The sequence below is a fragment of the Pseudoalteromonas sp. MMG033 genome, assembly GCF_057197785.1.
The window spans coordinates 1125777-1145761 of record NZ_CM170070.1 but is presented as its reverse complement, the minus strand read 5'-3'; the positions used below and the strand labels follow the sequence as shown (position 1 = coordinate 1145761).

Genomic DNA, 19985 nt, shown 5'->3' with positions numbered 1-19985 from the left:
TGAGAACTCCTTGTTATCCAAAAGAAATAGGTTTACGGCCTGTCTTACTGTCGACCTGCCCCTGTTTTTTACGCTTTTTATTCCCGCTTTTACTTTTATTTGCTGTACTTTTTGTGGCGGCTTTAGGCGCTTTAGGTGGTGTTACAGGCTCGGGAGGACGTGGATTGGGGATTGCATCTTCAGCGAGCGTCAGCATAAAGATCTCACCATCAAAGTGCAGTGTATCACCAGAATAGATCTTCCTGCGTTTTTGTGTGCACAATTCATTATTCACAGCAATGTAGCCGAGAGTGATCAGCTGCTTGGCTTGTCCGCCAGTTTCTGCGAAATCGAGTACTTTGAGTAAATTACAAAGCTCGATGGGTTCTTCTTCAAGTTCAATTTCAACGTATTCTTGATTCATATCACAACTCATAATGCGACTTTGCGACAGTATACCGCGCAGTTAAGATGAATGACGAAACTTTTTCGTGATTGTTGTGGTCTTTAATGTAATTGCAGCATTTGGTGTGTATTTTGCTTGCAACTTTGATTGATTCCATTTTGACAACACAGGGAGATCAACCATGGGTATTCGCTCTAAACTAAAAAAAGAGCTGATGAATTTGGACGCACTAGGTTTAATGACCGCCGATGACGTGCGTGCTTACCTTAATGTTCACCTTAAGATTGCGCGTGATAAGTTCTCGCTGATCTCACGTTTCAACACGCATCACAGCCAAGTCCAAGCGGGTTTGCCGAGCACTGAAAAGGCGTTGAAATTTGAACGTCATAGATTATTTAAAGATGTGCTTTACCCAAAAACGGCGGTGCAAAAGTGGCTTGCGCAAGCCAGTTAGACATGCGGATGAGTATGACCTTAAGGTGCACCAAATTTGGTCATAGGGTGCACTCGTTTGTGTCGAATATCACAACACAGCCTCAAACGGCAGGTACTTTATTGGCTTTTTGTGTGTACTCTAAACTTAAGTTGATGTTTTCCAATGCCGGCTTGAAGGGCAGTTGATAGCCTTCGATGGCGACCACAGGAAATTCATTCAGCAGCTGCGCATACATTTTTTGCGTTTGTGGGAGCAATAAAAAGTCGATAAATGCCAATGCATTCTCTTTGTTTGGGGCATGTTTCGCGATGGCTGCCGTGGTGGTAGAAACGGGCGTTGTCCCATTTGCCATTTGCAAAAAGTGCATTGCAAGTTGCGAGGCAATTTTCACTTCCTGCTTATTATTCGACTGTTTCATCATATGCCAGTAATAATGATTTGCCAGTGCATATTGGCATTGTCCTTTAGCCAGTCCACGTAGCTGATCTCTATCGCCACCTGAAGGGCGCTTTGCTAGTAGTTTATTGGCGTTTTTTATCCATTGAGTATCTTGTTCACGATTGCCTGATAGTAAACTGGCAAACAAGGTTTTGTTATAGCTATGACGCCAATCTCTAACACAAAACTTGCCCTGCATTTGAGGTTCACTGAACTGCGCAAAGTAGGTCGGAATAAATGAACTGGGTGTGTCGTTTTTTCGGGTGAATAGTGCACGGGTTCGCATGGAGAGGCTCACCCAGTGCTGATCTGGATCTTTAAACACATCAGGCAGAACAGACCAACCTTTTAACTCTGTCATTGGCTGCAGTAGCGCGCGATGGGCACTAAGTTGCACCAAATCGGAGCTGAGAATAACATCTGCTCGAGACTGTGCACCGTCGGCTTTTAGACGTGAAAGTAAAAAGTGAGACTTGCCATTGACCAAGTTTACTTTGACCCCACTGTGTTGTTCAAAAGCTTGCAGCATTGGCTTGATAAGTTCGTACTTGCGGAACGAATAGACGTTAAGCTCGTCATCATTGGCTAAAACTTGGGTACTTAGTAGCAAAAACGGGTAAAAACAACAAAGTTTACTTTTAATCATCGCAAATAAGAATTATTATCAAGTAGTGCAATGGTACAGTGTTATGAGCGGATGTCTAGAGTAAAAAAGTGGGAAAAATTCTTTCAATCACCAATTAAGTTTGGCGGTTGGATTTACAGCATATACTTGTTCGTGATCTGCTATATGGCCGTGATTTTCCACGATCATTACACTCAGCGCAGTCACCATCAGCTTGAGCAGCAAGTGTCGCAATATCAATCTAGAATGGGTGAGCAACTGCAGCGTTTTGCTCATTTGTTATATTCGATAGAAGCTTATCTAAGGGCAACGCCAGAGATCACGCCGGAACAGTTTTATCATTTAGCCCAATCTCAATTAGCGGGTTTAGAGCTTGAGTTAAGTTTGGAATCCTACGCCATTATAGAGCGGGACCAAGTTGCTGAGTTGGAGCAACAATATCGTGAATTGGGCTTTTTCGACTTTACGGTACACTTGCCGTACACGCAAAGCATTCGCTACTTAACCATGGTAAAGACCGCGCCAGTGTCTGAGTTTGGTCATTTGCTAGGAAGTGCCGTAGCGATATCGGATACGCTATCTGAGCGTCTAAAAAACAGTGAGCTACAAGCAGTGAATTGGCCGATGTCTGATCGTTGGAGCGTTGTTATTGAGCAATTTCACAGTGTCAGTATCGCGAAGGCATTGGGTATAGGCTTTGAGCTACAACACTTATTGGAAGGCTTATTCAGTCAAGTTTACCAAGACAATGGCCATCAAGTTAGAGTACTTTCTGGGGATAAATTACTGTTTACATCAGATTGGCAAAGCCATCATCAATTATCCGATAAGCAACCGGGTATCATTGAAAATATGGACTTTTTTGGTCATCAAATTGAAATTCACCTCTATACGCAAGAACAGCTTGAGCCTTCATTTTTCAATAATTATTCGCTGATCATCGCCATGGTAGTATTAATTGCGGCTGCGCTGGGGTTGATGGTGTTGTTTCAAGTACGTTATTTATCAAGACAGCATCAAACAGTGAATACACTTGTTGAAGAGCGCACGGCAAGTTTGGCACAGGCGAACGATCAATTAAAACATGCCTCTGATAAAAGGCTATTTGCACTGCAACAGCAAATTGTTGCTGAGCGCAAATATAAAAGCTTATTTGTTAACAGTAGTGAAGGCTTATTTGTATTGGATAAACATGGTGTGCTGGTTGATGCGAACCCCGCTTTTAAAGCATTGCTCATCGGTCAAGCGTCGCCATTTAATGGCCTTAAACTCAGTGATTTAATGCTTGATAGTGACTTTGCAGCGACGTGGCGCAAGATGGTCTCAAGGTTTGAGCAGCACGATGAATTGGAGTGGCTAGCGGGTTCAAACCATTCTAGTGGTGTTTGGTTGCGACAGACTGGCTCATGGATCTGTCATAGTCATGACACCATCTATGAAGGCCGTGTGACAGATATTACGCAGATCAAGCTATTTAATGAGCAGCTCAAATATAAGGCTCAACATGATAGCTTAACGGATTTGCTAAATCGGCAGACTTTTTTACAGTTGGTTGAAACTTGCCGAACCCGCAACTCGGGTCAATTTGTTTTACTCTATATCGACCTAGACCGCTTTAAATTGATCAACGACACATTGGGTCATCTTGCTGGTGATAAGTTGCTGGTTGAATTTGCTGCTCGGATGCGAGAACTAGTTGGCAGTTATGCGGATATTGCGCGTTTAGGTGGCGATGAATTTGCTGTATTGCTTGATGCTAATGCATTGCAGGCGCCTTTAGAGCTGCTGCTTGAAGATATTTTAGTTGCCGTGCGAGAGCCATTTAATTATCAAGGGAGCAAGCATTCGGTCAGTGGCAGTGTTGGTGTGCGTCGTTTTACGGCGCCTTGTCACAATTATGAAGCAGAGAAGCTATTACATGATGCCGATGTGGCGATGTATGAAGCGAAAAAGCGCGGTAAAAATGACTTTCATATCTTTACCTCGACCATTGCTGATGAAGCTGCTCGTCGTTTATTGATTGAGCGCGAATTACAAACGCTGAATATGGACACTGAGTTGTCACTGCGATTTCAGCCTATTTATTGTCAGCTCGGAAAATCCATTGTTGGGTTTGAAGCACTCCTGCGTTGGCATAGTCCAAAGCTTGGTATCGTCAGTCCTGCAGAGTTTATTCCAATTGCTGAAGAGTGCGCGCAAATTGTTAAATTAGGGCATTGGGTTTTTTCTCGTGCCATGCAGTGTGTGCAGCGCTTTCCCAATAAACGCATTTTTATGAGTGTGAATGTCTCGCCTTTACAATTGCAACATAAAGGGTTCATGACTTGGTTACTGCAACAATTTAAGCAGACAGAGTTAGACCCTACACAATTTAAAATTGAACTCACTGAATCGGCGATGATGGCGCAGGAAAATAGCTTGATTGCGCCACTGCAAAAATTGCATGAGATGGGTTTTGGTATTTATATTGATGATTTTGGAACAGGTTATAGTAGCTTGTCTCGCTTAAATGTATTGCCTGTAGATGGTTTGAAGATAGATCGCGCATTCGTAAACGGAATTGAGAACGTGGGGAATCCACGCCAGTTGATTGAGGCTATTTGTGCCATCGCTAACAGCTTCAACCTCACAGTGACAGCAGAAGGGATAGAGCAATCTGCGCAGTTGTCGGTATTGTCTTCTCTTTATTGTCAGCAAATGCAAGGCTATTTGATGAGTAAGCCTTTATTAGAAGAAGAAGCTTTGCATTTACTGTATCTTGAGCAGAACAAAAAAATTGCCGAGTTTGCCAGTTAATAGGTTGACCTCAACTTTGCTTTAGGTTTTATCTTGCTGCGCGAATGATAGCGCGATATAAAATTAAGCAAGATTAAAGGAGGTGTTATGACACCGTCGCAATTGGCACTGTATTTATCTAAGTTAGGGTTAGAAACACCTAAGAATTGTAATTTAGCGTTTGTTGAACAGCTGATAAAAGCCCACCTCGCGCGGTTTAGTTTTAGCAGTATCAATGCGATGCAAGATAAACTATTAAGCTTAGAGTTTGATGTTGTATTTGCTCGTGTGGTTGAAAAAGAGCAGGGCGGTTACTGTTTTGAGCACAATAAAATCCTGATGCTAGCATTGCAATCGCTGGGTTTTGATGTTTCTCCTTTGCTCGCCAGAGTCTTACTAAATGGCAAATGGGACAATCCTCGCTCACACCGCGTGACGTTGCTTAAATACAACCACAGTGAATATTTAATTGATGTGGGTTTTGGTAGTAAAACGCCACGTATTTTAATACCCATTGATAATACTACTGATGTATGCGATGAAAACGCCGTTTACCACATTGAGCGTAGTGCACAGCGCGCAGTACTGACGCTCACATCTCCTAAATCAATGCCCTTGTATGATGTTGAATTCTCAGAGACCTTTGAAAGTGATTGCGATGTGGCGCACTTTCATTGTCATCAGCATCCAGACTCACTGTTTGTAAATCACTTAGTCTTATCACGGATGACGAAAACAGAACGCCATACGCTAAATAACCTGTTATATGTGTATCGCAATGAGGAAACTGCAGAGGTTCACGAGACCTTGATTAAGGATGTTGCGCAGTTAAAGGCGATTATCAAAGAAGCGTTTTTATTGATTATCTCTGAGCATGAAATCAACTGGGTGTATGATAAAGCAGCTTTTAATATGTCAGAGATGCACTAAGCAGCTGCTTAGTGCATCTAGGTACTTAGGTTTTGTTCATTTGCTCTATAAAGGCGGTGGAGTCGGCAATTGAGCGATTCATATCTGTGATCAGCCCCTGAATATCACGCTTTAAATTGGTAAACTCCCCTCTGATTGCCGCAATGGCTTGCGCATTGAGGTTGTGCTTTAGATATAAGACATTGTCTTTCATGGAGTCGAGTACGGGTTGCATTTTTGACTCGCTTTTGCGCATTGAACGCAGCAATTTGTCATATTGCCTTTGAGTTTGTCGCAGTTTTTGCTCGCTACTGCGTCTTAACTTTGGATTGCTAAACTGTTCAAGTTCAGTTTCCCATTCTTCGAATAAGGCATCGGCAACAGACTCTACTTTATCAATATTGTCAGTGACAGATTGTGCCGCTTTTTCACTCGCTTCAAAGTCACTATTCAATTGCTCGTAGACACTTTGTAACTCTCCACCATCAAAATCAATGAGAACAGATAAGCGCTCAAGTGCGTTTTGAAACTCTTGTTGAGAGGTTTGTTGAGATTGTTGCGTGTCTTCGACGCGATCAACAAGAATATCACGTTTATGTACACCAACCTGCTCCCACGCAGAATAATAAGCATTTTGCGCACTTTTACAGCCACTCAACAAGGCGCAAGCGGCAATCAAAGCGTAAATTTTTAGGTATTTTAGGGGCATACTTTATCCTTTTACTTAATAGGGCTACTTTAAATTATGAAGTGGATTGGTAAGATGTGCAAAGCAATCATCAATGTATAAATAATTATGAAACAACATTGGCCACAAATAAAAGCGCAAGCGCGCGCAGTTTTAGATGCGCAGCCCAGTTGGTGGCGGCGTTTTTTCCAGCGCTGCAAAGAAGATCAGCTCACTATTAATGCCGGTTACTTGGCATATGTCACCTTACTTTCTCTGGTGCCGCTTATCGCGGTGGGGGTTGCAATTTTCACTGCATTCCCTGGATTTGAGAATACCCGGTTGGCAATCGAAAACTTTATTTTTACTAATTTTGTCCCGACTTCTACTGATACCATAAAGGCGCATATCAGTGCGTTTGCCGGAAATGCAAACCAAATGACCGCAGTGGGGATTAGCTTTTTGGCTGCAGTGGCATTGCTACTGATCCGCAATGTGGACAGTGCGTTAAACCGTATTTGGCGCGTTGAGACTAAACGTCCGCTGATGATTTCATTTGCGATTTATTGGATGGTACTCACGCTTGGGCCTGTGTTACTGGGAGCCAGTATCGGTGTTACCTCTTATATTGTGTCTTTGGTATCGTTCGCTGATCAAGGGATCCCTGGTTTTAGTGGTTTGCTATTAAAATTACTGCCTTATGTAATTTCAATGGCAGGCTTCATTATGCTCTATACTTTAGTTCCAAATACACGTGTGTCGTTTAAAGCCGCGATACCGGGCGCATTATTTGCTGCCTTTTTATTTGAGCTGACGAAAAGAGGGTTTGCCATGTATATCAGCCACTTTCCGTCATACGAGGTCATATATGGTGCGCTGGCAACTATTCCTATTTTATTTGTGTGGGTGTATTTATCATGGATGGTGGTGTTATTAGGCGCTGAGTTTACAGCTTGTTTAGCCGAACATCATGAACAGGAGAGCGACACACCTCAATCATGAGGTAAATCCATGACCCTACTGTATCAGCCAACAGAGCCGCTGCGCAGTTTTCATTTACCGCTTTCTCACGGCCACCAAATGCACGTTGAGGAGTATGGTAACGCCGCAGGCGTTCCGCTGTTAGTTTTGCATGGCGGCCCCGGAGCTGGGCTGCATAGGGCAGCTCAAAGCTATTTTAATCCAAAGCGCTACCGAATTATTTTGTATAGTCAAAGGGGATGTGGCAACTCTTCCCCTCAATCCTTAGAGCACAACCACACCGCATTACTTGTTGATGATATTGTGACGCTATTGGATTATCTCGACATTCCACGTTGTGTTTTCGCAGGTGGGTCGTGGGGCGCGACGTTAGCCTTGTGGTTTGCAATGCAACATGTTCATCGCGTATCCGGGGTGATCACTTGGGCGAGTTTTTTCTCGACCTCATCAGATATCGCTTGGTTATATGGTGACACAGGCGCGGGAGCTCAGTTTTATCCAGAGCGCTTTACTCAGTTTTCACAGGGACTCGCCTCACATCAGCAGGTATTATCTCATTATCAACAGCAGTTATTTGGTGACGATGAATTATCACGGCACAAAGCGGCGCAGCTTTGGCATGATTGGGATATGCAATTAAGCGTGGAAACACAATTGCAGCGGTATCAACTTCCCTCACCGGTACATATTGTCGCCCAAGCTAGATTAATGGTGCATTACATGTCTAATCAATGTTTTTTAGAAGATGAAGCGCTATTTAAGCATGCTCATAATTTAAAAGCTTTGCCTATTTGGATGATCCACAGCCGCCATGATTTAGTGTGTCGTTTTGCTATGGCACAAAAATTTGCCGCATCATTGAATGCTCGGCTACTTATTTTAGAAGGCGTTGGGCACTGCACGTCAAATCAAGTATATTCGGAGGCTATTCGCCGTGCGGCAGACTTACTGCTGTGCAAAATTGATAAAAACAGAGGTTAAAGTGCAAGGATTAATTCAAAGGGTCAAGTGTGCGAAAGTTGAAGTTGATGGAAAAGTTGTTGGAGAAATTCAGCAGGGCATTTTACTTTTGCTCGGTGTTGAAAAAATCGATGAGGAGCAAAATGCGGATAAATTGCTGCATAAAGTCAGTAACTACCGAATTTTTACCGATGATGCAGGCAAGATGAATTTGAGTCTTAAAGACATTGGTGGTGAATTATTGGTGGTTTCACAATTTACGTTAGCTGCCGATACGAAAAAAGGCATGCGACCCAGCTTTTCTTCAGCGGGCACGCCAGAGCAAGCAAAGCGACTTTATGAATATTTTGTTGAACAGGCAAAAGCGCTTGGTATTACGGTGGCAACAGGACAATTTGCTGCGGATATGCAGGTGAATTTGTGTAACGATGGGCCGGTGACATTTAATCTATCTGTCTAGCGTTCAACCACGATAATATGATTAGCATAGCCGGGCACTTGATGTATATGTGGCTTTTTTCCGAAGTTGATAATGAGCAAGTGCTCTAGCTGCTTTAATTGCGATTCGTGCTCTGCAATAAAGTTGATAAATAGTACGCCCTGCTCCGACAGCTTATTGCGTAGTAGGGTGTAAAATTTGTGCTGATATAAAAATCGTGGTGCATCTAATTCACTGAATAAATCTAAAATAATCCAATTAAAAGGACGACTATGCTCAAGTTCTAAGACTTTGTAGGCGTCACTGCAATTGACTTCACTGATGTGATCCCCGCCAAAGTAGCGCTTATAGCAGTGTATGATGTCGGGATTGTTCTCGACAGAAATGACCTGACAGTCTTGGTGCACGCTATGCAGATAGTCTCGAATAGCACCGGCCCCTAGCCCTAATTCAAGTACTCGGTCTGGTGTCGGGTATTTTTGCCATAGGTCATCCAACACTTGCAAATGAGGGAAAAGCAAGTGCTCCGGGTGATTCAGTTCAACGATTGACTGTAACGTATTGTTTATCAATAGCCAACGAAGCGTTTTTTCTTGTCGAACTTGTATGCTCGTTTTTCCGTGCTTATGCCAATATAACAAGTGGCCAAGCTCGTGGCTTTGGGCGACAAAATCGTTGCTGACGGTTCCTGATTCAGTTAAAAAATCTTGCATAGTTCCATCAGCATAGACAAGGATTGCGGTAATTCCACTGTGTTTAGATGATTTTACACAATTAGTCGATGATTTTGTGTTGAACATTTCCTGTTCAGGATTTTTCTTGTAAGGTAGAACACAAAAATGGCACGCGCATGGGTGTGCATCAAAAGGAGTAAATATGTTTCCAGTCATTTCGCCGCAAAGTAGCCAAGATTGGCAAGACTACTATCAATTGCGTTGGCAGGTACTCAGAGCACCTTGGGATCAACCAAGAGGCTCAGAGCAAGACGATTTAGAGCAAGATGCTGAGCACAGGTACATCAAAAACAATGAAGGCGAAGTGCTGGCAGTTGCGCGTTTACACTTTAATAATCACCTTCAAGCACAAGTGCGTTATATGGCGGTGGGCGAAGGGCACCGTGGTCAACACCTAGGTAGCCGATTGCTACATGAACTGGAAAAGATTGCTTGGACGCAAGATGCGCAGGAGCTGGTGTTGTTTGCCAGAGAGCGCGCTTTGGCATTTTATGAGCGTCATGGCTATGAAGTGGTTGAAAAAGCGCACCTTGCTTATGGTGATGTACAGCACTGGAAAATGGTCAAGCAAAAGCCATCAGAACCAGGTTGGTTCAGACACCCAGATTGGACGCAAGTATTACAAGATACGTGGCGTGAGTCTATTCCAATCAGTGATGCTATGGGCATTAAAGTTGAAAGTTACACTGATTGGCAGTTCTCGGCAAAAGCGGACTTGAAAGCCAACTTGAATTTGCACAACTCTATGTTTGCAGGATCGGTTTATAGCATGGCGACCCTGACGGGGTGGGGCGCAACATATCTGGCGTTAAAAGAGCTTAATCTCGAAGGTGATATTGTGCTTGCGGACGCTGAAATTAAATATCTTAAACCGTTAACGACAGCGCCAGGTGCTACGGTGACCTTGTCTGAGTGTAGTGGCGAATTGTCAGAGCTTGAGACTGAAGGAAAAGCTAAGTACACGGTACCAGTGAATGTGTACGATGGTGATGTCTTAGTGGCGAAGTTTTGCGGTGTGTTCTTTGTGAAGCGTTAGAAAAAATATATCCGGTCAAGTGCTTCTTGACCGGATTGATACGGTTTAGAGTAAATCTGTGATGGCGATACCTAGGCCCAGTCGTTGGATGTGGGCGTTGTAATCGATGAGGCTTTCTCCATATCCGTTGAAGTATTGTGCATAGCCACGAACGCGCCCTGAAATAGGGAATGACCAATCTAGTTGAACGGCACCACGGTTATCTCCGCCAGCGTTGTTACGCAGCATCATGCCCACTTCGTGATCATTGTTAAAGCGATAGGCACCGCTAAGTTCAAAATAGCCCATATACTTGTGGATATCTGGATTATCATCGCCTTTTGCTAAGTTATCTGCTGGCTTTTCATCTTCAGGTAATCTATACCAAGGTTTGAAGCTAAAAACGAAACCGTCATATTCCCAAATGAAATTAGCATAGATACGGTTCCATGAACGTGAGTTAGGCTGGCTTCTGCCATTTGACTGGTGTGAAATGCCCAGTACAAAAGCCATCTCATCGCCCCATAAAACATTTTCATCATCTAAGAAGTTCACCCAGAATATTTCTGGCTCATAGTTGGTTTCTCTAAAGGGAGATGAAATGTCTTTGTTATAAACCTGCCAATACGACTGTAGCGTGACGCCCATATAAATGGCCTGATCTTTATCTTCGAAGTTGTGATAAATCGGCAGCTTTAATGAAATTTGATATTTTGCTTCAACGTTATCCAGCGGCTCGCCTTCTTTATTGGCTTTATCAGCAAAGCCATCAAATGGGCGGTTATTGGGGTTTTTGATGTATGACACCGGCAGAATATAATTTCTATGGTGCGGGGTCAGCACATTGCGGTTCTCTTCAGTGACCCGCTCTCTTGCCATGCGTTTGTCAAGTTGGCTCAGTGCACTCACTTGCTGCTCACAATACTCGCGTACCTCTTTAATTGTACGGGTATCATCACCAGAAATAGCTTGATTTAAAATACATTGATTGAGGGCAGCGACCTCATCTTCTGAGGCACTTGCAGCCTGTGTGCTTTGGGCACAGAGAGCCAAAAACAAGGTTGCTGAGAGCTTAGTAAAGTCCATATTTAATTCCAACAAGAAAGAGAGTTTCCAAACAAAACAGACAGGTTATTTCGTGCGCAATAACCAAGATTCATTGGCCGCTATAGTATAAGTAAGTGGTGCAAAAGCCCAGCATAATCAACACAAAGGTGGCAAAGCGGAAGCAGAGTGCTCATACAGAGCACTCAAATGAGATTAGGCGTCGAGTCTTGAAACGACAAAGTATGGATTAAGGTAAGACTCTTTTTGATTATACGTCAGTGGCGAGCCATCGATTTGGCTAACAGTTGCACCGGCTATGCTTGCCACCGCGTGGCCTGCACCTGTGTCCCACTCGCTGGTTGGGCCAAGTCGAGGGTAAATATCTGCTTCGCCTTCAGCCACTAAACATAGCTTAAGCGAGCTGCCTTTGGGCACCATTTCCACATCATCAAACTGTGCAAGATAGTCAGCTAATTCAGTTGATGGGTGTGAGCGAGAGCCTACCACTTTGATGGTGCCTTGATTTGGCTTCTTAGTTACTTTGAGCTCAATGCGGGCTTCGCCGCATTCTCTAAATGCGCCAATGCTTTGTGCAGCTAGGTAGCAAATGTTCAGTGCAGGGGCAAATACCACCCCCATGGTTGGTTTACCCTTCTCAATCAGAGCAATGTTTACAGTAAACTCGCCATTCTTTTTTATAAACTCTTTAGTGCCATCGATTGGGTCGACTAACCAATAGCGTTGCCAAGTTTGGCGTTCTTGCCAGCTGATATTGGCACTTTCTTCGCTTAAAATGGGAATCTCAGGCGTTAAGCGCGAAAGGCCTGCGGTAATGACTCGATTAGCAGCCAAATCAGCTTCTGTCACTGGGCTATCATCATTTTTAAACTCGATGGCAAAATCTTTGGCATAAATTTGCATAATTTCTTCGCCAGCGAGGCGAGAAAGCTCGACGAGTTCTTCGAGCAGGTCGGTATCATTCATAGGTTATCCTTGCTACTGGATGATATTCTTATCTTTTAAGTAATTTATCAGTTGCTGGACGGACTGCTCAAGTGAATTCTCACCTGTGTTCAACCTTATTTCAGGGGCAACCGGTGGTTGGTAATCAGAATCGATACCCGTGAAATTCTTGATTTCACCTGCACGGGCTTTTTTGTATAAGCCTTTCGGGTCACGTTGTTCACACACTTCCAGCGGTGTATCTAAAAAGACTTCGATGAATTCACCGTCTTCAACGAGATTTCTTACCATATCTCGCTCTGCTTGGAACGGCGAAATAAACGCGGTTAGTACGATAAGGCCTGCATCAACCATGAGCTTACTAAGCTCACCTACTCGGCGGATATTCTCAACACGATCTGCATCACTGAAGCCGAGATCTTTACATAGACCGTGCCTTACATTATCGCCGTCTAGTAAGTACGTATGCACACCACTTTGATGAAGAGCACTTTCAAGGGCATTGGCCACAGTACTTTTCCCTGAACCAGAAAAGCCAGTGAACCAAAGGATCACAGGTTTATGGCCTTTGAGCTCACTGCGATGTGTTTTTTCAACGGCATAATTATGCCAAACAATATTTTTATCCATGAAGCTATCCATTAAAAGGGAAAGACCAATGGGATCAAGGTCAGGACGGTAATAGAATAAATAATTGATAGCGGAACGCCTACCGTAACATAGTCTTTTATGCGGTAGTTTCCGGCACTATACACCATCAAGTTTGTTTGATAACCAAAGGGTGAAATAAAGCTGGCTGACGCGCCAAATGCAACAGCCATAATAAAGGGAAGTGGGTCTACGCCAAAACCAATGGCTAGTGCATAAGCCACTGGAAAAGACAATGCAGCTGCTGCATTGTTGGTGATAAGTTCCGTAAACACCACTGTCATTACAAAGATGGCGATAAAGGCACCATAAGGCCCAAAGTCTCCGAGTAATAAAAAGAGGGCGTCAGAGAGCTGAGCAGCCAAGCCGGTTTCTATCATTAATTTGGCAAGGCCAATTGCGCTGCCGACAATCGCCAGTAACTCAATAGGAAAACGGCGTTTCATTTCGTTCACCTTGATGGTGCCAAGGGCAACCAGTGCAAGTAGCAGCACCATCAGCCCTTTTACTAAAGGCACGATGTCAAAGATCCCCAAGCCAATGACCGCTGCAAATCCAATTAACACATGGCCAGATTGCTTTTTAGTTAAATGCGTTTGTAAATCTAGTCCTGAGATATACACAAACTCGCGCTTGAGATCCGGCAGATTATAAAAGTCACTGCCAGGCGCCAGAATGAGTGAATCACCGGCTTGCAACTTCACTTTACCAAGGCCGCCTTGTAAGCGGTCATGACCACGGCGAATGGCAATAACGGCGGCATGAAACTGCTCGCGAAAACGGATTTCTTTAATGGTTTTACCAATATATTTGGATGACTGACTCACCACGACTTCGACCAAGTGTTCCACGTCTTTTTCGTGTTTATCATGAACCACCTGAAGGCCGTCAAAGCGACGTAATAAAGGCACTGATTTTATGTCGCCAACAAAGAGTAAAACGTCTCCTTGGCAAATTTCTTGTTGTGGGGTGACAGCGCAAATGCGTCGCTCACCGCGGATAATTTCTGCTAGGAATAAGTCTTTTAAATCACGCAGTCCATTTTCTTCAACAGTACGACCAATCAGCTTTGAATGTGCAGCGACTTTGCCTTCTAAATAAAAGGGCACTACTTCTTGGTCTTCGGTACCGTGATCAGGCAGAAACTTAAGTAGTAATAGTATGGTCATTAAACCCACGACAAGTGCGCCAATGCCCACTAACGTGAAATCAAAAAAGCCCAGCGGAGCCATACCAGCATCAACGGCAAAGCCATTGACGATTAAATTTGTTGATGTGCCAATGAGGGTTAATGTACCGCCTAAGATTGCGGTATATGACAATGGCAAAAGTAATTTAGAGGGCGAATGTGTTTGGCTCTCTTTGATGGTACTGATAAGCGAAGCCACCACCGCAGTGTTATTCGTAAAAGACGATAAAAACGCAGTAGAGAGGCCAAGTTTCATTACTGATTTGGATAAGCTGCCACTGGCAAGTGTGCTGGCAAGCTTTTGTACCAAGGTGGTTTTTTCAATGGCAATAGAGACTAAGATCAGTAAAACAAGGGTGATCAAAGAGGGGTTGGCGTAGTTCACCAACATAGATTCCAACTCGATTAATCCGGTTAAATAACTCACGCCAATGGCGCTGACGAATAACCAAGCTGGATTGAGTCGTGTGCCAAATAAGCACACAACTAAAGCGAGCATAATGCCTGTTAAGATGATCTGATCAACTAGCACGTTTTTCTCCCAATAACAGGCATAAATCCACTTACTTCAACTTACTGATGTCAAGCGCTTGCCAGTGTGGGAAGTGCTTACGTACCAATGCGTTGAATTCAAGTTCAAAAGCACTGAACTCAGTGGTTGTTGCAGACTCTTCAGCCAGTAAAGCTTCAATCATACCTGCACCAATCGTCAGATTGCTGATACGGTCAATCAGGATGAATGAGCCTGTTTCGTGGTTGCTGCGGTAGATATCTGCCACAATGCTTTCCGTTAGCTCAAGCGTGACAATGGCAATTTCATTCAATTGCAGTTGTTCAGCTTTGCCTTGCTCAAGCGTGTTCACATCAATGGTGTGATCAATCTTGCGCACAATGGCTGAGGTATTTTTACTACCCAACTTGAAGTTGTAGTTTTTACCCAATACAAGCGGCTCTTCGTGCATCCACACAAGTTTTGCTTGGATCAGGTTAGTCACTGAAGCTGTTGAGTCTGCAGGAACAATTACGTCACCACGACTAACATCAATTTCGTCTGCCAATGTAATTGTAAATGCTTGACCAGTCTGCGCTTGCTCTAGGTTACCATCAAAAGTGACAAGCTCTTTGATAGTTGAAGACTTACCCGATGGTAGGACTTTAACAGCCTGACCTGTACTTAATGAACCTGATGTTAGCGTGCCTTGGAAGCCACGAAAATCTAAGTTTGGACGTACCACATACTGTACTGGGAAGCGCGCTTCAAAAGCATGGTTTGCTTCAGCTGCTGGAGAGTCTTCCAGTAGCTCAAGTAGTGGCTTATCAGTGTAGTAAGGCGTCTTTTCAGAGCGTGTTACTACGTTGTCGCCTTTAAGAGCAGACATTGGGATAAACTTGATATCTGAAACATTCAGTTGCTCAGCAAACTGCAAGTAATCTGCTTTGATCTTCTCAAAAACCGCTTCGTCAAAATCAACGATGTCCATTTTGTTGATAGCGACAACAAACTGCTTGATGCCTAAAGAGTCACAAATAAAGCTATGACGTTTAGTCTGTACCTGCACACCGTAACGAGCATCAACCAAGATAATTGCTAGGTCACTCGTTGAAGCACCGGTAACCATGTTACGGGTATACTGTTCATGTCCAGGGGTGTCAGCAATGATGAACTTACGCTTTGCCGTTGAGAAATAACGGTATGCAACGTCAATGGTGATGCCTTGCTCACGCTCAGCTTGTAGACCGTCCACAAGTAGTGCTAAATCTAGCTCTTCACCGGCGTTACCGACTTTTTCGTTATCTTTGTGAAGTGCAGCAAGCTGATCTTCATAAATTTGATGGCTGTCATGTAGCAAGCGGCCGATAAGTGTCGACTTACCGTCATCAACGCTACCACAAGTCATCATGCGTAATAAGCTCTTGTCTTGTTGGCGAGACAGATAGGCCTCAATGCCCAGTTCTCTTACTTCATTTGCTGTCGACATTAGAAATACCCCTCGCGTTTTTTCTTCTCCATAGAGCCCGCAGAATCGTGGTCAATGACACGACCTTCACGCTCCGATGATGTGGATAGCAGCATTTCTTCGATGATGCCGGTTAATGTATTGGCTTCAGATTCAACGGCACCTGTCAGTGGGTAGCAACCTAGTGTACGGAAGCGAACAGACTTCATTTCTGGCACTTCACCTTCTTCTAGTGGCATACGCTCATCATCAACCATGATCAATGTACCGTTACGCTCAACCACAGGGCGCTTATCTGATAAGTACAGCGGGACAATTTCGATGTTTTCTTGATAGATGTATTGCCAAATATCAAGCTCTGTCCAGTTAGATAGCGGGAAAACACGGATACTTTCGCCCGGGTTAACTTGGCTGTTATAGGTATTCCAAAGCTCTGGACGCTGATTTTTAGGATCCCAGCGGTGGTGCTTATCACGGAATGAGTAGACACGCTCTTTAGCACGTGATTTCTCTTCGTCACGACGTGCGCCACCGAATGCTGCGTCAAAGCCATACTTATCAAGTGCTTGTTTTAAACCTTGGGTTTTCATCACGTCAGTGTGCTTGGCTGAGCCGTGTGTAAACGGGCCGACGCCCATGGCAATACCTTCAGGGTTCTTATGAACAATCAGGTCAAAGTTATATTCTTTTGCCAAGCGGTCGCGAAACTCAATCATTTCACGGAATTTCCAGTCTGTATCTACGTGTAGTAGTGGAAATGGAATCTTCGCTGGGTAAAATGCTTTACGAGCCAAATGCAGTAACACTGAAGAGTCTTTACCAATAGAGTAAAGCATCACTGGGTTATCAAACTCTGCAGCGACTTCGCGAATAATCTTTATACTTTCAGCTTCAAGTTGCTGAAGGTGGGTTAAAGCCATTGTTCGTCGTCCTACTGTTAATTAAATTAATTCTATTAAGCTACTTGGGTAATAGGCTGTGCAAAGCTACTGATTTGCTCCGTTTGCCCAAACCATGCTAATTCTTCGTGTAGTGCAGCCACCTCACCAATGATCAACAGTGCGGGTGATTGAATATTATGCTGCTCTATTTTTGCTGCCAATTCACCGAGTGTGCCGCGAACGACACGCTGTGACTGACGTGTGCCATTTTCAACAATGGCAATCGGTGTTTCAGGAGCTCTACCATGTTCTAGTAGCTTTGCCTGAATATGCGGTGATTTAATCACACCCATGTAAACAGCCAAGGTTTGGTTCGATTGCGCAAGACCACGCCAATCCAACTCTTGACCATCTTTTTTACAGTGCCCAGTGACAAACTGAATAGCTTGTGCATGGTCTCTGTGTGTTAATGGAATACCTGAATATGCACTACAACCTGCCGCTGCGGTGATACCAGGGACAATTTGATATTTAACGCCGTGTTTAGCCAGTACTTGAACTTCTTCGCCGCCGCGGCCATAAATAAATGGGTCACCGCCTTTGATACGGCATACCTTTTTACCTTGCTTGGCGAAGTTCACCAGCATTTGGTTAGTATCTTCTTGCTTAACACTATGGTGCCCTGCTTTTTTACCGACACAGACTAAATCCGCATCGCGTCTCACTAGCTCCATAATTTCATCAGACACTAGGTAGTCATAAACGACAACATCAGCTTGCTGCATAAGTTGCAGTGCTTTAATGGTCAGTAACTCTGGGTCGCCAGGACCGGCACCGACCACATACACCTCGCCTTCTGTCGCGCTAGGTTGCGTCAGCATGTCGTTAAGTTGTTGCTGTGCACCTTGCTCATCGCCCACTTGGACTTTACTGACGACACTTGAGTCAAACACACGCTCCCAAAATTGACGGCGGTCTGAAAAAGTATTGAAACGCGCTTTAACTTGATCTCTAAAATCCCCAGCGAGCTTTGCCAATTTACCTGTATGGTGCGGGATCAAGGTTTCTAGTTTTTCTCTGATCCTGCGCGCTAATACAGGTGCTGTACCGGCACTTGAAATGGCGATAGTGATAGGATCCCTATCAACGATAGACGGGAAGATAAAACCACATTTAGGTTGATCGTCTACCACATTAACGAAAATGTTTTGCGCATTGGCAGCATCAAAAACCGCTTTATTAACCGCTTCATTGTCGGTTGCGGCAATGATTAGCATCATGCCCAATACGTGGTGTGTATCAAAATATTCATTAACGAGTGTTAGAAGGCCTTGATCAGCCAGCTCGACAAGTTCAGTACAAAAGTCAGGGGCGACAACAGTGACATTGGCGCGTGCTTTTAAAAATGCTTGGCATTTTCGTAACGCGACGTCACCGCCACCGACGACCAATACCGGTTTATCGTCTAACTTAGTAAATATCGGTAAGTATTGCACAAACATTCGCCCCTAAATGCATAACCTTGATTTAAGCCAACTCAAATGACTTAGTAGGTGGGCAGAATATAACGCCCTTAAAAGACGAAAAAATAATATTAACCCAAAATATATAACTAAAAGTTATATACAGCCTTTAATTTTGGTTTAAGGCTTATATTTCAAGGCTTAGAGCCTAAAATGTATCCATATTAGCAACTTATAGCGATTGGTTATGAGATATAATTGAACGATTAGAGTCGTCCAAACTATATTTTCAGAGAGCAAAGCATGTTTTTGCGGACAAATGTCCTGTAGGGGCGGCGTGTAATTGATTTTACTGGGAGCATACGAGTAAGACTGTTTGATAGCTATTAAACCATGGGGTGGTTTGAAGTTTTAAGGAGACGTAATGAGTACACAGCAGCAAGCTACGGCGAGCGATGCGATACGCGTGCTTGAACTAATGGATTTAACTTCGCTTAATGACGATGATACACCGCAAAGTATCATTGCGATGCTGGACAGTATAGATGCAAATATAGCATTGCCCGCCGCGGTATGTGTATATCCGCAATTTGTAGCGCTATGTAAAGCGGAGTTGGCATCACGGGGTTGGCAAAGTATCAAGGTGGCGACGGTCACGAATTTCCCTTGTGGTGAGCAACCACTGACTCAAGTGCTCGCGCAAACACAACAAGCGATTGACGACGGTGCTGATGAAATAGATTTGGTGTTGCCTTATAATCAAGTAATAGCAGGTGATCCGGATACGCCGTGGCAATATGTGCACTCAAGTAAAAAAGTCTGTGGCACTTCTATAAAGCTGAAAGTGATTATCGAAACGGGTGTATTAGAACAACCAGAATTAATCGCACAAGCCAGTGATATCGCGATTTTAGCTGGGGCCGACTTTATTAAAACCAGTACAGGTAAAGTGCCTGTAAATGCGACTTTAGCAGCTGCGCAAGTGATGATTGAACGCATTAAAGTCAATGGTAGAGCGGTTGGCTTTAAAGCGGCTGGCGGGGTTAAGACTGTTTCGCAAGGGCTCCCTTACCTTGATGTGGCAGCGAATCTCATGGGTCATGATTGGGCTCAGCCATCCATGTTTAGATTTGGGGCATCTAGCTTGCTGGCAGATGTAAAAAAAGTGGTTAAGCAGGATTAAGTGCATCAATAAAGCGATGCATTGTATACATCGCTTTATTTTTTGTTCTCGTTAACTATTTACGACAGTTTGTCATACAAAATAGGCGAGTTTGATCTGACTAACACTTGATATTTAATCTAATTCCACCAATATCCCTTATATTGCTACAAATAATCGTGTCTGTAGCGATGAGTTTTGTGTTAAATGTGATGGCTTGTAGCTGTGTTTAATAACTGATTGAAAAACAAAAGTTGTGAAAATCGTACGATGTATAACTTTTACACTTGTTTTCAGTTTGTTCGTCAGT

19 protein-coding genes are annotated in these 19985 nt (G+C 43.8%); 8 read left to right on the top strand and 11 right to left on the bottom strand.

Annotation, left to right across the window (positions count from 1 at the left end):
* Positions 1–13 precede the first annotated feature (13 nt).
* Complete coding sequence (locus AC2CZC_RS05200) at positions 14–403, bottom strand: RNA-binding S4 domain-containing protein (protein WP_284022942.1); 390 nt, start codon at positions 401–403, stop codon at positions 14–16.
* Between the two features lie 163 nt (positions 404–566).
* Between AC2CZC_RS05200 and AC2CZC_RS05195 the strand changes: the two genes are divergently transcribed.
* Positions 567–839 carry a hypothetical protein gene (locus AC2CZC_RS05195; protein WP_046354610.1) on the top strand — a complete coding sequence of 91 codons (273 nt, stop codon included), beginning with the start codon at positions 567–569 and terminating at the stop codon, positions 837–839.
* An 82-nt stretch (positions 840–921) separates the two neighbouring features.
* Here the strand turns inward: AC2CZC_RS05195 and AC2CZC_RS05190 are convergent, their stop codons facing one another.
* Positions 922–1905: an extracellular solute-binding protein gene (locus tag AC2CZC_RS05190; protein WP_484584053.1), complete on the bottom strand. Its 984-nt coding sequence runs from the start codon at positions 1903–1905 to the stop codon at positions 922–924.
* A gap of 51 nt (positions 1906–1956) precedes the next feature.
* Between AC2CZC_RS05190 and AC2CZC_RS05185 the strand changes: the two genes are divergently transcribed.
* Together AC2CZC_RS05185 and AC2CZC_RS05180 are read left to right on the top strand one after the other, a co-directional pair.
* The gene (locus tag AC2CZC_RS05185) at positions 1957–4680 is read left to right on the top strand and encodes a putative bifunctional diguanylate cyclase/phosphodiesterase (RefSeq protein ID WP_484584052.1); all 2724 of its coding nucleotides are present in this window, start codon (positions 1957–1959) and stop codon (positions 4678–4680) included.
* A gap of 87 nt (positions 4681–4767) precedes the next feature.
* Positions 4768–5589 carry an arylamine N-acetyltransferase family protein gene (locus tag AC2CZC_RS05180; protein WP_484584051.1) on the top strand — a complete coding sequence of 274 codons (822 nt, stop codon included), beginning with the start codon at positions 4768–4770 and terminating at the stop codon, positions 5587–5589.
* Between the two features lie 25 nt (positions 5590–5614).
* Here the strand turns inward: AC2CZC_RS05180 and AC2CZC_RS05175 are convergent, their stop codons facing one another.
* Positions 5615–6277, bottom strand: coding sequence for a DUF2959 domain-containing protein (locus AC2CZC_RS05175; protein WP_484584050.1), 663 nt, complete (start codon positions 6275–6277; stop codon positions 5615–5617).
* Between the two features lie 87 nt (positions 6278–6364).
* On the opposite strand from AC2CZC_RS05175, the gene AC2CZC_RS05170 reads away from it, so the two are divergent.
* From AC2CZC_RS05170 to dtd, 3 genes are read left to right on the top strand one after another with little or no spacing between them, the layout of a single operon-like run.
* Positions 6365–7237 carry a virulence factor BrkB family protein gene (locus AC2CZC_RS05170; RefSeq protein WP_484584049.1) on the top strand — a complete coding sequence of 291 codons (873 nt, stop codon included), beginning with the start codon at positions 6365–6367 and terminating at the stop codon, positions 7235–7237.
* A 9-nt stretch (positions 7238–7246) separates the two neighbouring features.
* Positions 7247–8197 (top strand): alpha/beta fold hydrolase, encoded by a 951-nt coding sequence (locus tag AC2CZC_RS05165; RefSeq protein WP_484584048.1) that lies wholly within the window; start codon positions 7247–7249, stop codon positions 8195–8197.
* A 1-nt stretch (position 8198) separates the two neighbouring features.
* Complete coding sequence (gene dtd / locus AC2CZC_RS05160; protein WP_484584047.1) at positions 8199–8636, top strand: D-aminoacyl-tRNA deacylase; 438 nt, start codon at positions 8199–8201, stop codon at positions 8634–8636.
* Here the strand turns inward: dtd and AC2CZC_RS05155 are convergent.
* On the bottom strand, positions 8633–9328 hold the full coding sequence (locus AC2CZC_RS05155; protein ID WP_211036752.1) for a spermidine synthase: 696 nt from the start codon (positions 9326–9328) through the stop codon (positions 8633–8635). The two genes, dtd and AC2CZC_RS05155, sit on opposite strands and share 4 nt — an antisense overlap.
* 163 nt (positions 9329–9491) lie before the next feature.
* Between AC2CZC_RS05155 and AC2CZC_RS05150 the strand changes: the two genes are divergently transcribed.
* Positions 9492–10385, top strand: a complete 894-nt coding sequence (locus tag AC2CZC_RS05150) for a bifunctional GNAT family N-acetyltransferase/hotdog fold thioesterase (RefSeq protein ID WP_484584046.1) — start codon at positions 9492–9494, stop codon at positions 10383–10385.
* Between the two features lie 45 nt (positions 10386–10430).
* Here AC2CZC_RS05150 and AC2CZC_RS05145 read toward each other — a convergent pair whose 3' ends face one another.
* The 7 genes from AC2CZC_RS05145 to cysG form a co-directional block, all read right to left on the bottom strand.
* Positions 10431–11450 carry a phospholipase A gene (locus AC2CZC_RS05145; RefSeq protein ID WP_484584045.1) on the bottom strand — a complete coding sequence of 340 codons (1020 nt, stop codon included), beginning with the start codon at positions 11448–11450 and terminating at the stop codon, positions 10431–10433.
* 174 nt (positions 11451–11624) lie between these two features.
* Positions 11625–12395 carry a 3'(2'),5'-bisphosphate nucleotidase CysQ gene (gene cysQ, locus AC2CZC_RS05140; protein WP_484584044.1) on the bottom strand — a complete coding sequence of 257 codons (771 nt, stop codon included), beginning with the start codon at positions 12393–12395 and terminating at the stop codon, positions 11625–11627.
* A 12-nt stretch (positions 12396–12407) separates the two neighbouring features.
* The gene (cysC, locus tag AC2CZC_RS05135; RefSeq protein WP_484584043.1) at positions 12408–13004 is read right to left on the bottom strand and encodes an adenylyl-sulfate kinase; all 597 of its coding nucleotides are present in this window, start codon (positions 13002–13004) and stop codon (positions 12408–12410) included.
* A gap of 11 nt (positions 13005–13015) precedes the next feature.
* Positions 13016–14710, bottom strand: coding sequence for an SLC13 family permease (locus tag AC2CZC_RS05130; RefSeq protein WP_484584850.1), 1695 nt, complete (start codon positions 14708–14710; stop codon positions 13016–13018).
* Between the two features lie 64 nt (positions 14711–14774).
* Positions 14775–16190 (bottom strand): sulfate adenylyltransferase subunit CysN, encoded by a 1416-nt coding sequence (gene cysN, locus AC2CZC_RS05125; protein ID WP_484584042.1) that lies wholly within the window; start codon positions 16188–16190, stop codon positions 14775–14777.
* Positions 16190–17089, bottom strand: a complete 900-nt coding sequence (cysD, locus tag AC2CZC_RS05120; protein ID WP_039611464.1) for a sulfate adenylyltransferase subunit CysD — start codon at positions 17087–17089, stop codon at positions 16190–16192. The genes cysN and cysD overlap by 1 nt, the downstream gene beginning before the upstream one ends.
* A 35-nt stretch (positions 17090–17124) precedes the next feature.
* Positions 17125–18546, bottom strand: a complete 1422-nt coding sequence (gene cysG, locus AC2CZC_RS05115) for a siroheme synthase CysG (RefSeq protein ID WP_484584849.1) — start codon at positions 18544–18546, stop codon at positions 17125–17127.
* A 391-nt stretch (positions 18547–18937) separates the two neighbouring features.
* Between cysG and deoC the strand changes: the two genes are divergently transcribed.
* Entirely contained in the window at positions 18938–19696 is a 759-nt protein-coding gene (deoC, locus tag AC2CZC_RS05110) for a deoxyribose-phosphate aldolase (protein ID WP_484584041.1), read from the top strand.
* Positions 19697–19985 lie beyond the last annotated feature (289 nt).